This is a genomic window from Cytophagales bacterium, assembly GCA_033344775.1.
In the GTDB taxonomy this organism is placed as follows: Bacteria; Bacteroidota; Bacteroidia; order Cytophagales; family Cyclobacteriaceae; genus JAWPMT01.
The window spans coordinates 384,103-399,309 of sequence record JAWPMT010000001.1 but is presented as its reverse complement, the minus strand read 5'-3'; the positions used below and the strand labels follow the sequence as shown (position 1 = coordinate 399,309).

11 protein-coding genes are annotated in these 15,207 nt (G+C 43.7%); 8 read left to right on the top strand and 3 right to left on the bottom strand.

The annotated features are described in order from the left end of the window. Window positions 1–71: 71 nt before the first annotated feature. Entirely contained in the window at window positions 72–2,066 is a 1,995-nt protein-coding gene (locus R8G66_01705; protein MDW3191039.1) for a tetratricopeptide repeat protein, read from the bottom strand. Between the two features lie 285 nt (window positions 2,067–2,351). On the opposite strand from R8G66_01705, the gene R8G66_01700 reads away from it, so the two are divergent. From R8G66_01700 to R8G66_01680, 5 genes are all read left to right on the top strand, one after another. Further along, complete coding sequence (locus R8G66_01700; GenBank protein MDW3191038.1) at window positions 2,352–2,672, top strand: helix-turn-helix transcriptional regulator; 321 nt, start codon at window positions 2,352–2,354, stop codon at window positions 2,670–2,672. A 2-nt stretch (window positions 2,673–2,674) separates the two neighbouring features. Continuing rightward, entirely contained in the window at window positions 2,675–5,266 is a 2,592-nt protein-coding gene (locus tag R8G66_01695) for an FtsX-like permease family protein (protein MDW3191037.1), read from the top strand. A 92-nt stretch (window positions 5,267–5,358) separates the two neighbouring features. After that, complete coding sequence (locus R8G66_01690; protein MDW3191036.1) at window positions 5,359–5,703, top strand: YegP family protein; 345 nt, start codon at window positions 5,359–5,361, stop codon at window positions 5,701–5,703. 105 nt (window positions 5,704–5,808) lie between these two features. Next, a complete protein-coding gene (locus tag R8G66_01685) occupies window positions 5,809–7,512 on the top strand; it encodes a DUF885 family protein (protein ID MDW3191035.1) in 1,704 nt (567 codons plus the stop codon). A 54-nt stretch (window positions 7,513–7,566) separates the two neighbouring features. Continuing rightward, window positions 7,567–8,589: an aldo/keto reductase gene (locus R8G66_01680; protein MDW3191034.1), complete on the top strand. Its 1,023-nt coding sequence runs from the start codon at window positions 7,567–7,569 to the stop codon at window positions 8,587–8,589. 26 nt (window positions 8,590–8,615) lie between these two features. Here R8G66_01680 and R8G66_01675 read toward each other — a convergent pair whose 3' ends face one another. Next, window positions 8,616–8,777: a hypothetical protein gene (locus tag R8G66_01675; protein MDW3191033.1), complete on the bottom strand. Its 162-nt coding sequence runs from the start codon at window positions 8,775–8,777 to the stop codon at window positions 8,616–8,618. Between the two features lie 133 nt (window positions 8,778–8,910). Here R8G66_01675 and R8G66_01670 point away from each other — a divergent pair, with 133 nt between their 5' ends. Both R8G66_01670 and R8G66_01665 read left to right on the top strand, forming a co-directional pair. Beyond that, complete coding sequence (locus tag R8G66_01670; protein MDW3191032.1) at window positions 8,911–11,172, top strand: DUF5916 domain-containing protein; 2,262 nt, start codon at window positions 8,911–8,913, stop codon at window positions 11,170–11,172. Window positions 11,173–11,459: 287 nt separating this feature from the next. Then, complete coding sequence (locus R8G66_01665) at window positions 11,460–12,005, top strand: DUF4377 domain-containing protein (protein ID MDW3191031.1); 546 nt, start codon at window positions 11,460–11,462, stop codon at window positions 12,003–12,005. A gap of 122 nt (window positions 12,006–12,127) precedes the next feature. On the opposite strand, the gene R8G66_01660 is transcribed toward R8G66_01665, so the two are convergent. Continuing rightward, complete coding sequence (locus R8G66_01660) at window positions 12,128–13,441, bottom strand: DUF885 domain-containing protein (GenBank protein ID MDW3191030.1); 1,314 nt, start codon at window positions 13,439–13,441, stop codon at window positions 12,128–12,130. A 68-nt stretch (window positions 13,442–13,509) separates the two neighbouring features. Between R8G66_01660 and R8G66_01655 the strand changes: the two genes are divergently transcribed. Continuing rightward, complete coding sequence (locus R8G66_01655; protein MDW3191029.1) at window positions 13,510–15,162, top strand: M1 family aminopeptidase; 1,653 nt, start codon at window positions 13,510–13,512, stop codon at window positions 15,160–15,162. The last annotated feature ends 45 nt before the right edge of the window (window positions 15,163–15,207 follow it).

Here is a 15,207-nt window from a genome sequence, read left to right as displayed (position 1 = left end):
ATAAAACGTGTATAGCAATCATTGTTTCTGACAGTACCATTTGAGTTGAATTCAAATTGGAATATAGACTTCTACAATTTATGAGACTTCTTTGCCTGCATCTCTTTTTGGTGCAAGGGTAGTGTGATCGTAAAGGTGGTGCCTTTTCCTTTATTGGACTGGACATCCATCTGTCCGTTGTGTTCTTGAATGATAGAATAAGTAATGAATAGCCCTAATCCTGTTCCTTCGCCCGGAGATTTGGTCGTGAAAAATGGATCTCCGATTTTGGAGAGTTGATCATCAGGGATTCCTTCACCATCATCTTGAATAGAGATAATGAGTTCTTGATCTTTGACGCTTGATGAAATTGAGATTGATCCTGAATCTTTGATGGCCTGTTCTGCATTGGAAAGGATGTTCATCATGGCCTGATGCAATCGGCCCTCATTACCAAGAACCAGGTTTTGTGTAGAGAACTGTTGCGTCACAGTTACTTTTCCGTACAGTCGATTTTGAAGGATCAACAAGCAATTTTCAATGATGTCTTTCACATCGCAGACTTCATTCATGTTGGTGGTCTGTCTGCTAAAGTGTCCCAGGCTCATGACAATCTTGGCTGCTCGAGTGACACCTTCATCTATGGCTTCTAACAACCTTTCATTTTCACGGGCTTGAGGGGTCGCGTCATTTTTTGTATCGAAGGATAATGCGGCTGCCCCCTGTTTGATGTAGTTGAGTGGATTATTGATCTCATGAGCAATGCCCGCGGCCATCACACCCAGTGAGGCCATTTTTTCTGACGTGATGAGTAGTTTCTGCGTACTCAATACTTCTTCATGTGCCTTCTTGTTCTTTTTCAATAAGTAGATCAGTATGAGAACACCGGGAACACTGATCAGTAATATGATGATGTAAAACCTCAGGGTATCACTTTGGCGCTGAATCTCTGCCTCTTGTTCGGCCATTGTGATTCGGTCCGCTTCTTCTTTTAGTTTAACGGGTACGAGGGAGAGGTTTCTTGCCGTTGCATCACGAAATAACGAATCAGTCATCGCAATGTATTTTGATTGATAGAAGGAAAGGAGGTTCGGATCATTCATCTCCTGATAGACTCGAATGTACAGTTTGTAGTTATCACTCATTTGCTGTCTTGCGCCTAGCTGTAATGCTATTATTTGTGCCTCATCAATATTCTTGAGCGTCTGATCGAATGCTTTTTGGGTGAGGTAATACCTGGCCATGGTTTGGTGCGTTTCCAAAATGCCTTTCTTGTCTGCAATACTTTTGGCACCTTCCATGGAAGCTTGCGTATAATACCATGCAGAATCCAGCTTATTTTGGATTAGAAATATTTCAGCCATGCCACGCATGGAAGCAGTGCCCCAGAAGATGTTACCATAATCATATCCTAGTTGCAATGCTTGCCGGAAATAAGTCATTGCTATACTATTTTGTCCTTCTTTGAGATGGGTAAACCCTATATTGTTCAGTGAGTAGATCTCGACACGATCACCTGTTTTGGCGGAAGCCTCAAGCGCCTTTTCAAAATAATCCCGAGCTGTTTCATAGTCCCCGATCCGATCGAAGATTCTGCCGATGTTGTTCAGGGTGGTGGACAATCCATAAAGTTCCCCGAGTTTTTCTTTAATGTCGATGCTTTTCTGTAGGTATTCCATGGCTACCTGGTAGCTACCTACCTCCAGATATAGCAGTCCCACGTTATTGTAGCCATTGTTGAGCAACGAAAGGTTTCCCAAATGTTGAGCGATAGCCAGAGCCTGGTCATTGTACATCAAAGATTGATCGTAATCACCTTGATAATAATAAACCCCGGCCATAAGTCGGATTGATTTTGAAATATTGATGGAGTCTCCATATTGGCGGGAAAGGGCCAGGGCTTCTTCACCGCATTCCATGGCTTTTTCAGGATAATTCAGCCATTCACTGATGATCAGTTCGTGTAGAACCGGGATTCTATCAGCTCCTTCTTTTTGAGATAGAACAGTTCTGAGGCTGTCTGTCAACTGGCCCAGACAGCCATGGGTCACCCCAAGTATGATCATCACATGGATTAGGTATCGCATACTTGCTTTCCTTGGCAGGTTGAGCACAAAAAGATAGTAAAGAATATTTTATTCTGAAAACGACCCGTTTGGACCGAGTAATTAGGCAAATAGCGGAAGGTTAAGTAGATCGAGTTTTGTGATTGAGCGACACATAACGTCCGATATATGCGCTATTCAATTGGATCATAAATTGGATTAACAAGTATCAATTAACCTAAATAAAAGTTGAGTATTACAATTTCTACTACGATAAGGAAACAAATAAATATCCTCTACGTTAAGGAAAGAAATAAAACTGAACAGATGCACAAAAATTACCTGGGAGAATTTGAAGAACTGATCATGTTAACCATTGGTGTGCTGGGAGATGAATCGTATGGTGTGAGTATCAAAGATGAAATGGAAGCGCAAACGGGCAAAAAACCCAGCATAGGGGCGCTGCATACTGCCTTGCAAAGATTGGAAAAGAAGGGCGTGGTGGAGTCCTGGGAGGGAGGCGCCACACAATCAAGAGGGGGACGAAAGAAACGATTTTACCGATTGACAGCTGCAGGAAGAGCATCACTGGAGTCTGCACATGAGATCAGGAATCAGATGTTCGCTTTGATGACCAAAACCAGTTGACCATGGAAAAGATCAGACAAATATGCTACCGAATCATTTCCCGGATCTCTCCCGAGATTGGCGAGAATGTTAAAGGAGATCTGGAAGAATTGTACCAGCGAAAATTAGAAGAATCCACTGCTTTTCAGGCGATACTTTTCTTCCTGTGGGAGTGGATCACATGTTTGAAGCTCATCCTGAACAGCCAGCCGGACCCCAGCATATCCCTTTGGTATGCTAACATGAAAATGTCGTGGCGTATGTTATCTAAACACCGTTCCTATACGGTCATCAGTTTGTCGGGGCTGACCATTGGGCTGGTGGCATTTTTTATGATCTATCTCTTTGTTCGGACGGAGTTGAGCTATGACCAGTATCATGATAAAGCAGATCGGATTTATCGCCTCAATTATGATTTGACGGATCGCAATGAAAAGCTGCCCTGGGCCATCATCAATGGAGGATGGGCAGAAAGGATTTCAGAACAATTTCCGGAGGTAGAAGCATATACCAGGATCACGACCACCTGGGGTAGCAGGTCATTGATCAGGTCCGCTTATAATAGGAAGGGGCATTATGAGGAAGGGTTCATGTGGGCAGACGGATCACTTACATCAGTTTTTGATTTCGAAATATTGTCTGGCGATACACAAAATCCGATAGGATCACCCCATACTGCGATGATCAGTGAATCGATAGCCAATAAGTATTTCAGGTCGATTGATGATGCCATTGGTCAGACATTGAATAGGAATGACGAGACCAATTATACGATTACGGCAGTCTATCGAGATATGCCAACCGCTTCTCATTTTCATGCCCATATGATAGCTTCTTTTTTAACAGGTACGACACCCGAACAACGAGCGGAATTCTGGACCTATAGTTATCTGGTAATTTCAGATAAAGCCAATCCTGTAAGCTTGCAACAGAAATTATCAACAATTGTTGAACAACACGCACAAGATACACCTCTACCAAGATTACTATTACAACCCCTTACGTCGATTTATCTTGAATCCAATTTGATGTATGAGTTCGAGCCCGTTGGCAATCATCTGACTGTACAATTATTCATGGGCGTCGGGTGCTTCATTCTTTTAATTGCAGGTATCAATTTCGTCAATTTGTCTACTGCTTATGGTGTCAAACGGATGAAAGAAATCGGTTTGAAGAAAGTCCTTGGAGCCGAGCGAAGGTCCCTTATTCAGCAGATTCTGACCGAAAGTACATTGTTGGCATTGATGGCCGTTTTCTTTGCAGGCATACTGACCTATCTGATACTGCCATATGTTGAAGTAATCGTTGGTAAAGTGTTGTATATAAGCAATTTATGGTCATTTAACTCAATAGGATTTCTTTTAATTTTTGTCCTAATGATGGGTGTGTTATCCGGAACATACCCTGCTTTTTATCTCTCAGCATTCAGACCACAGGACATTTTTGCGAAAACACGCTCAAGAGAAAAACAAATCTTAAGAAAGGGACTTTCTGTCTTTCAATTCGCTATGTCAATTTCTTTGGTTGCGGGATCGATGGTGGTCTATCAACAGTTGAGTTACTTCCAGTCCAAAGACCTGGGGATTCAACCGGAACAAGCACTTGTAATTCCGCTGGATTACGATGATCAGTTCAGTTCACATTATGAGTTTTTTCGAAACAAGGCACTCAATAACCCACATGTAAAAAACATGTCTCTGATGTCAAGTCTGCCGGGTGAGATGATCAGAATGTGGGTAGGAAATGTACGTCCATCACAAGGTGCTGAAGAAGACAAAGTGAGGGTGAAGGTGTTCAATACGGATTTTGATTTCATCAATACACTAGGCATCAAAATGGCCAAGGGGCGTGATTATTCCAGAAGCTTTGCTACCGACACCACAAAAGCAGTGATCATCAATGAAACGGCTGCCGCTGCTCTTGGAATAACATCCTTGGACACAGCTACCATATTCGATTACTCACCTTCACTGATGAGCAACTTTAAAGTAATTGGAGTTGTAGAAGATTTCCACTTTGCGTCACTGCATAGTGCGATTGAGCCTCTGGTGATCCGTAACCGCCATGGATACAGCAATAAAGGGAAGCTCGTCATTAGATTGGATACAGAGGATTTGACTGAGACGATGGCTTATTTGGAAGAGGTCTGGAATTCCATTCACCCGGACCGAACCATGGAAAGCTATTTCCTGAGTGATTATTTTCAAACGAAGTACATCAAGGAACAAACAACGATGAAGTTGCTGATAAGTTTTACAATACTCGCATTAGGGATTGCTTGCTTGGGTTTATTTGGGCTGGCAACTTATGTCATGCAAAACCGTCAGAAGGAGATAGGTGTTCGTAAGGTATTGGGAGCTACCTTCACGCAATTATGGTCGCTCTTGACCTTGGAGTTTGTTTGGCTGATCCTGTTGTCTTTTTTGATTGCAGCCCCCTTTACTTATTATTTGCTGGACTATTGGTTATCCAATTTTGCTTATCGGACCGACATCCATCTTACGGTTTTCATATTGGCCATCTTTGCAGTATTGCTACCCGCGATCACATCGATCAGTATCAAAAGCTTGCAAGTGGCGCGAACAAATCCTTCAGATGTACTGGGGGCTGAATAGATGCTTAATCGTACGTTCATTCAAAGTACGCAAGCATCAAAGATTAAATGACTATCTTGAGAGGTATTGTATGAACCTAAACCCTCAGTACTATGGGAAAACCTAAATTCGAAATATTTAAAGGCAAAGACGATCATTTTTTCTTCCACTTGAAAGCCGGAAATGGCGAAGTGATCCTGGCTAGTCAGGGCTACACCGCCAAGGCAAGTTGTCAAAATGGAGTCAGTTCTGTTGCTGTGAACTCAAAAGATGAAGCGAATTTTGAGAAAAAGAAAGCCAAAGACGGTCGGCACTATTTTGTGTTGCATGCAGCCAATAAGCAGATCATTGGCAACAGTCAGATGTACACCACATCGTCCGCCAGGGACAAAGGAATCCATTCTGTACATGACAATGCGACCAATGCAGAGATTATAGATCAGACGAAGAAAGCTTAGGCTTGTTGAAGCAATAGTCTTTGAGGATTGTCAAATGAGTCATTGATGATCCGGCTCTTTATTTGATAATCTCTAACTTCCGAACTCGAAAAATCAATCGATCTTATGAAAGGAACGATAGGTGCGATATTCCTCCTTATTGTTACTATGGCAGATGTGTCTGGTCAGGCGCTTGAAGATCAATACATGAACGAATGGAAAAAGTTCTATCCGTCAAAAGCCGTAAGGGCCGGTATACGGCCCGCTATATTCAGTTATGAGGATCGGTCTAGTCAAGCGATCCAGCAGTGGATTGATTTTAATGTTAAGGTCCTTGAGCTGGTAAGTAAAAAGAGCCCTGAGACTGAAATTAGTCCTATTGATGGGAGGTTGTTACGGGTGCAGGCCCAATCTGAGATCGATCAGTGGCAGGTGCTAAAAGTCCAGGAAAATGATCTGGGTTTGTACATGCGACTGTTAGCCAATACACTACCACCTGTTTTAGAGCAAACGTACCTCACTAACTCAGAGAAAGGAGGCCTGGTCTGTAAGCGACTTACATCCATTCTTCAATTAGCGAATGCGGCAAGTCAGAACCTTAAGCAGGTTGCTCAACAAGATCATGATAACAGTCAGCGGATTTTTGATGAATTATTGAAAACACTCGATGGTCTGAAAGCACAGATCAAGTCCAACGCATGTGATGGATTTGAGGCTCGGCTTCAATCCGCCAAAACGGTGATCAAAGAATTGTCTGATCATGTGAGCAAGACATTGAGTAATTCCATTTCAGATCGAAGTGATATCCTGGGCAAAACAGAATATGCGCGCCGATTGTCTTTGTATACGGACAGTGATCTTATCCCTGAACGCCTTGCTGATATGGCTTTAGAAGAGATCCAATTGGTACGTCAACTGATGGATGAAGTGGCTTCTCGCTATTTGCAGAAAGCTTACAGACAATCTCCACTTCCGGAGACTTTTGAAGGCCGTCTGGAAAAAGCACTGGAAGACATGGAGCAGGACATTCCTTTGAACAGTAGAGATTATGAGCAATTCTGGCAAGAACTTACGGATAAGGCCATCAAGTTTGTGGAAGAAAAAGGATTGGGCACCTTGCCGGAAAACCAGACACTCAGTATTCGGTCCGCTCCTGAGAGTGCAGGGCCAGCCGCAAGAATTGGCTGGGTCGGTGCTGCGCCTCCATTTGATCCAAACCCCTGGACTACATTGTATTTACCTTCAATCCCGGATACGCTACCTGCGCAGGAGCAAGTAGATTTTTGGTCTTCTTTTAACAAGCCTTTCAATCGCATCATTGTCATTCATGAGTTGTTTCCTGGTCACTACATGCAGCTTAAAATCAGCCGCGAAACGCCACATCCTCATCGCTTGCTGTTTCCTTATGGGCCCTATGTTGAAGGGTGGGCGACCTTTTGTGAACGGGTTGCACTTGATGAAGGATGGGACGCAGGCAATGACATGACGATGCTGGCGCATTTGAGGAAGCGGATCGAAAATGCCAATCGTGCCTACACCTCAGTCATGGTACACACAGAAGGGTGGACACAAGAACAAGTCATGAAGTTTTCTACAGGAACTGCTTTGGTCGCGCCTCAGTTTGCAAAAAGTCTTTGGTATCGACTGATGCGTTCTCCCATGCAACTCACCTCATATTTCTATGGAGGTGCTCAATTTTCGGAGCTGATGAAATCAGAAAAAGAACGATTGGGCGATCAATTTGACCTAACGCTATTCATGGATACGATCATGCGGACAGGCCCGATCCCCATCGATGAGTTTGAGGGTATTTTTGCCGAGTACCAATAATCTGATTAGTCTACTAACGAGATTACTCAACTAACCGGTTTACAATACTTTAACATGCAGCGCTACCAACTTACTTCCGACTACTCCATCTCTCGCGTGATCAAAGGTGGCTGGCACCTCGCTGGCGGACACGGAAACATCCTTCATCGTGATGCTTTGGCTGACATGCGTGCATTTGTAGAGGCAGGAATCACTACGTTCGATTGTGCAGATATATACACAGGAGTAGAGGAACTGATTGGGCAGTTTTTGAAATCTCACAACGGAGTAGAGGTACAAGTACATACCAAATATGTCCCTGATTATGACGCCCTGGCTTCTTTAAAGAAAGAAGACACAGAAAAGATTATCGACCGGTCACTGCAACGGCTAGGAGTGGAGCGACTGGACCTGGTGCAATTTGCCTGGTGGGACTATCAATTTCCCGGATACGTGGAAACCGCCTTACATCTACTGGAATTGCAGGACGCGGGCAAGATCCGATTCCTTGGGATCACTAATTTCGATACAGCACATGTCGCAGCACTCAATGATGCTGGAATCAGGCTATTAAGTAACCAGGTACAATATTCGGTACTTGATCAACGGGTAGCGCATGATCAACCTTTGCTGTCAGAGACTCTTTCTATCCCATATCTGTGTTATGGGACTGTCGCCGGCGGTTTTTTGTCTGATGCGTATTTGGATCAACCTGAACCGAATAAACCCCTGGAAAACCGCTCGTTAACAAAGTACCGATTGATCATTGAAGAGTTCGGAAGCTGGGAGCTGTTTCAGGAACTTCTCAAGGTATTGCGTCGTGTTGCGGATCAATATGAAGTGGGTATTGGCGAAGTAGCCTGCCAATACATTTTACAACTTCCAAATGTTGCCGGAGTAATTGTAGGGGCAAGAAATGCCAGGCATTTACAACGATTAAAACAACTTGATACATTTCAATTGAATGAGTCAGATATGGCAACCATTCAAGCAATCATTGGCAAAGGCGCAGGGCCGAAGGGGCCATTTTATGCTTTGGAACGTGATAAGACCGGAAAACACGGCGCAATCATGAAATACAATCTGAACAAAGATTGAGCCAATCCAATTAGCTGGTAGTGATATTATTCCAGAAGCCCTACTAGCTCCATGGCCTTATCAAATTCGAAATCTTGAATTTCCTTGTCGCGTCCTACGATGATCTTCGTCGGATAACCTTGTACTTCATATGAAATGGCCGCTGCAGAGGATGGTCCTGCGTACAGGTTTTTCCTAACTGATTGCATCTTTTTCTATTCCAGAACTAAAGCCATTGAATTAATTAAGGGTCATTCGTAGGATAAGTACATGGAAATCACATACCGAAATCGATATTATATGTATGGTTGTCCACTGGTGTAAAACAATAAGTTGTTTGCAGTGAGACCATTTTTCTTTGCAGCCATGTTAAGAATGATTGTGGCAACTGCGGCCATACTACTTAGTTGTGCAGGAATAACATTTGGTCAATCGATCGAGATCCGATATACGGATAAACCCATCAAAATTGACGGCATTGCTGAGGACATCTGGTTCGAAGCGGATTCTGCCTTTGATTTCCAACAATATTTTCCTTTCGATTCGTCACTTGCTGAAGCGCAAACCGTAGCACGGATCCTTTACGATGACAATTTCATCTATGTGATGGGCATCATGGAGAACAAGCCTGGAGAGAGAGCGTATGTAACGCCTTCCTTACGCAGAGACTTTCGGGGTGAAGCCAATGATAGTTTTACGGTGATTTTTGATCCGTTCAAAGATCACACTAACGGTATTTTGTTTGGGATCAATCCTTTTGGTGTCAGAAGAGAAGGCTTGATCGTGAATGGAGGAAGTGGAAGAGGTTCATTTAGCCTGGACTGGGACAACAAATGGAACGGACAGGCCAAACAGTACGATGGCTATTGGCTGGCAGAAATGGCCATTCCATTCAGCACACTGAGGTATGGCAAAGACCAGGAAAGCTGGTACATTAATTTTTATCGCGTTGATAGCGAATATGCTGAGCGATCTACGTGGAGCCCGATCCAAAGGAACTTCCCCATTGTGAACATGGCCACTCACAGGACCATGTATTGGGATAAACCTACGAAGAAGCCAGGACTTAATGCGTCTGTTATACCGTTTATCGCTGCCAATGCAGGTAGGGTATTTGCGGAGCCTGATAATCCTGATAAAGTGAATGTGGGGAGCGACCAGGGATTGCAGGCGGGCTTTGACCTGAAATATGCCGTTACGCCCGGACTCAACCTGGATGTAACAGTGAATCCTGATTTCTCACAAGTGGAAGTAGACCAGCAGGTCACGAACCTGGATCGGTTTGAGATCTTCTTTCCTGAACGCAGGCAGTTCTTTCTTGAAAATGCGGACCTCTTTTCCAACTTCGGTAACCGTGGAACACGTCCCTTTTTCACCAGAAGAATAGGAGTCGCCCGAGATACTGCCACAGGACAAAACATTCAGAACCGAATTCCAATTGGATTCAGGTTAAGTGGAAAAGCCAACAAGAACCTGCGTATCGGGGCCTTGTCCATGCAGGCAGCGGAAGATGAAACCAATGGATTACCCTCTTACAATTTTACTGTCCTTACAGCGCAACAGAAGGTATTCGCACGCTCGAGTATCAACTTTCTGGTGGTGAACAAAGAGACTTTCCAGTCAGATGAAGAATTTGACAATGAATCCTTTTCAACCTATAATCGGGTCTTCGGTACCGATTTCATTTTAGCTTCTGCCAACAATCGATGGAATGGTAAAGTCTTCTATCATCAATCTATTTCCGAAGAGCGATTAGATGATGCCTATGCCACAGGACTAAGCTTGAATTATAGCAATTACACCCTGTCTGTGGATGTGTTTTCACAGATGGTAGGAGGGGGATATGATCCGGAGGCGGGCTTTGTGCGACGGACTGATATTCGTCAGTTGGCTTCTACCACGCGCTATAGCATATTTCCGGAAGGAGGATTGGTCCAAAGTCATGGACCTGGATTTGATTTTGACATGATTGGTAATGATACTTACGGGTTTCTGGACTGGGATGTTAACCTGCTCTATGATATTCGTTTCCGCAATACTGCTCGTTACAGCATGCGGTTAAGACGACAATATACCTACCTGTTCAATGAATTTGATCCATCACAATCAGGAGGAGTCGAATTGAATGCCGATACGGAATACTACAATTTTCAATTCATAGCGAGCTTCAACTCTGATGCCAGAAAGAAATTCTTCTATGAATTGAGAACCCGATCAGGTCAATATTTCAATGGCGAACGCTGGAACCTGGGCGGTTCAATTGGTTATCGATACCAGCCTAAAGGATTTACCACCATCGATTTCAACATCAATCGGATCGTATTGCCAGAGCCTTATAATACAGTGACGCTTTTGTTGATCGGCCCCAGAATTGATTTGACCTTGACTAAAAGCCTGTTCCTGACGACTTTCTTCCAGTACAACAGCCAGATTGAAAATCTGAATATCAACGCAAGGTTGCAGTGGCGTTTTGCGCCCGTTTCTGATTTGTTCCTGGTCTATACGGACAATTATTTTGCCACCCAAGACGATGGCTTTATCCGGTTTGGTGCACCCAGAGCAAGGGCCATTACCTTTAAGGCGACCTACTGGTTCAACCTTTGATTGTTCTAAAAAGGGAAGGACGTCCCAAAAAGCTTGAGGCATATTTTTTATTCCAACTACTTGATTTCTGGCATAATATCAAGCAAAAGCTCCTGCCGTGGCTTGAACGGAAGATCTTCATAATACCTGGCAATCGTTCCATTGCCTTCTTGGCTCTCATAATCTGCTATTTGTATTTGAACGAATAATGCAAGAAAGAACTTCTGTACTTTCTTTGCTACTAATGAGCGGTTTGGTATGAAACCTTAAGAACTAAATATAAAACTTACAAAACGCCTGAACAGAATATGAAATATTTCTATCTACTATTCGCATTGATGCTCTTATCTTGTAAAGAAGAAGTAGAAGTAGTGAACATACGTGTCAATCACTTCAAGCCTATGGGCTTTGGGATACCTAATCATCTGATCTTTCAAGTTCAATATCCCGAAAACTTTGGAACAGATGATTGGCAGAACTTTTCTTCAGAGATTTCCGGATTTGATTTCGAATGGGGCAATGTCTATGAATTGAAGATTGAGAAACGACCTATTGAAAACCCGCCACAAGATGCCTCTTCGGTTGATTATAAGTTGAGAGAAGTGGTTTCCAAAACCCAGGTAGGTGAAGAAGAGACCTTCCAAATTCTGTTGAAATCTACCCTGAATGGTGTAACTGATTTACAGCAGATGACCAGTGATTCTACCTACTTTTTTTCCTATGATGTCAATATATTGTGTGGTTCATTGTGTGAAGAAATCTCGAGTGCGTTCATGATTAAAGACGAAATTGTGGGCCTTTTCAAACACGTAGATGGATCAACCATCGCTTTATTGGAATTGCAAGTCGATTGAGTATTCCAGACACAATACCTCTAAAATGGTAAATTCATTCACACCCCTTTGCTGCTATTGACGAATGCCCTCAACGTCATCAGAGTCCTTTTCAAGTGACTCTGATTGACAAAGAACCAACATCAACGGGGTAGCCCAAACAACTGCGGAACCAAGGCCATAGGTATGCTTCCTTTCGAGAGTAGTTTACTGTGGAAGGCCCTTAATGCCTTATTAGAGTTATCGCCTCCCAAGGCTTTTGCTCGGGTGTCTAATATGGTTTTGGTGCCAATTTTGTAGGTCAATACTTGAGCAGGCCAGCGACGCATTCTGGCAATTTCTCTTTTTCCTATGTGATCTGCATCCGAGATGATTGATTGCCAGACCTCCATAGCCTTTTCATCGGTCCATCCTTCATAATTCAACCCAACGTCCAGGATCAACCTCGTGGAGCGGATCAAGTCCCATTCCATTTGACTGAATCGTTGAGCCGGTCCGGTATACCATCCTTGCTCTTGAGCTAATTCCTCAACATAAGCCGCCCAGCCTTCACGATAGCCACTGTAGCTTATCCTGGAACGGTACCCGGGAATATCTGCACGGCTCTCGCTATTGATTTGAAAATGATGTCCGGGAATGCCTTCGTGTAAATACAGCCAATCGATCTGTGATAAGTCGAATGGGTCATCAAACAGGTTGTAAGAGAGTACGTTGCCACCATAGTAGCCAGGAACCTGCTTAAGGTTGGCGTTGCTACCTCTGCGAATTTTAAGATCTGGCATGAACCAGTGAGGAACGATAGACCAAACTTGTTTTTCAAGAAATTGCTCATAATCAGAAAAAGCTTGTTCCACGTCTTGCTCTTCATCTGTGTACGCCCTGTTGATGTCGTTTTCTGCTTGTAGTTTTTTCATGGCGGATTTGACCCGTTTGACCTCTGACCAGCCATAAGCTGTTACTTCTTCGGGGGTGATGTCCGTTGAAGTCCAGTGTTTGATCAGGTAAGTGTACCACCTTTTGCCGTTTGGGCCATGGAACACGCCCCCTTCCTGAAAATGTCCCTGAGTTGCTTTGATCAATTGCAATCGCTGTAGGTTAAGTGAGGTCTCATAATTCATGATTTTCCAGTCCAGTCGATCCTTGCGACCAATAACATTCAAATCGATCTTATCGAGTTGTGAGGCCATGGACTGAAAAAAGGTATTCTGTTCTTTCAGCGTCTTAGCTTCCAGGTGCTGATTTAGAAAGTTCTGATAAGCCAGCTGGAGTGTCGGGATCTTTAGTTCCGGCCAGGATTCCTCCCATTGGTCTCGAAGATCATCAATGGTTTGTGCTGTACCTGATAATACCTGGATTAAGAAGATAAGGATGGTTAAGGGCTTTTTCACTTCCTTATTAATACTTGTCTCATCGCGAGATGTTACAAAAACTTGCCCCGTTGAGTATCTATCCTCCATTCACAGCATTTTTTGCAACTCACCACATAAACTCGTCGAGCTAAAAGGGTGATTCGTAAATGAGTTTCATGAAAAAGCTCCTATTCTCTGTCAGTTCTCTAGTATTGATCGTTTTGTGTGGCATTGATTTGCCGGAAAAACGCATTTCTGTGGCTGCTTCTGATGCACCTACACCCGAAAACGGATTAGGATGGAAATTGAATACCCTACACTTGAAAGTAGACGCTTCGATACCTGATGCGCCGAAGATTTCAGCTGAACTGCAACTACAGCTCGATGGTGTATCTAGCTCTTATGGTCCGTTGCTGTTCCTTAATTCGATTCAGGAATCTTCGAAATTTGGTCATTTTGAATACCCTGATCATGATGTTGAAATCAATCTGAGAAATGGTGATTTGCCCAACATGCGGTTTGCCAAAGTAGAACGGTCCAGGCTCTATCGTCGCGGCGAAGTAATGAACATCCGAATTCCCGTTGAAATCCTGAACAGGAGAAGCGTATTGTATTATTGGGGGAAGGAATCCATTGTAGCTTCATGGATCAATGCCTGGTATCCAACGCCTTTTGGAGGACAAAAAGAAGCCTTTTGGTCAACGATGAAGGTTGATGCGGATTTAGAATTGGTACTACCTGCCGGATGGTCAGCGGTCGCAGGAGGAGAGAGAATGAAAAAAAGTCAATCTGGTGAAATTTGGGAAATTAATCCCGAATTAGCCATTTCATTCACAGCAGGACCATTTAAGGAAGTTGACTATCAGGTGGCTGAACAGTCCCTGAAGTTAGTAGGTGGTACTTCGAATATAGAGGGGCAACAGGCCAGGGTTCGGACCTTTCTGGAAAGTGTAGAACGGTTTGAAAAATGGTTTGGTCCTGCACCTTATGACTTTCATAGTATTGTAGAAATCCCTTATTCGGTTCCAGGATTTTATGGAGCTTCAGAACAGGGGTACATTTTGCTCAAATCTCAAGCCTTTGACGATCCCCTCAACAGTCTGGCCGTACTGGCACATGAAGCCGCTCACGCCTGGTGGGCCATTCTGGTTGGAGCGGATTATGAGGCGCAGGGTGGCTTGTGGATCACTGAATCTTTGGCGCAGTATTCCGCCATCATGGCCATCGAGGAAGTATACGGTGCGGCAACAGCAAAGGAATTCATGTTGTCAGGAACAGGGGGATTTAGCAGGAATCATGATGCAAAGGCCTTTCGCCGATTTGTGAAAGAAGGGAGAGACCATCCAATCGGAGATAAGCCATCTGGCAATTCCATCAGCAATTATCTGGCAGATTCGAAAGGAGCATGGGTCTATCATATGCTTCGCAAGAAAATAGGGGATGCGGCATTTTTTGCATCCTTACAGACAATTGTCAGGCAATTCGGCCATAAAATGGTGGGCCTGGTAGATTGGAAATCCGTTTTCCAGCAACATGCGGATGTTTCGCTGGATCAGTTCTTTGAGCAGTGGTTGTTATGGGAGGGAGCGCCTGAATTGAAAAGCCGTCAATTGGATGATAAAACCATTCGAATACGACAAATACAAAAAGGAGAGCCCTATTGTCTAGACCTAGAGGTTCTGATCGAGTTTGAAGACGGTACCTCTACTAGAGAAATGGTACAATTCGGTACAGCTAGCCATATACTCAAATTTGACAAGGCCATTGCATCGTTCCAGATAGATCCCAATCAGGATCTGCTCCTTTTATCAAATGACGTTTCCTCTTGACTAATACTTATTGTTGAAAATTCAAAAGCACACCCATCTCGGGTG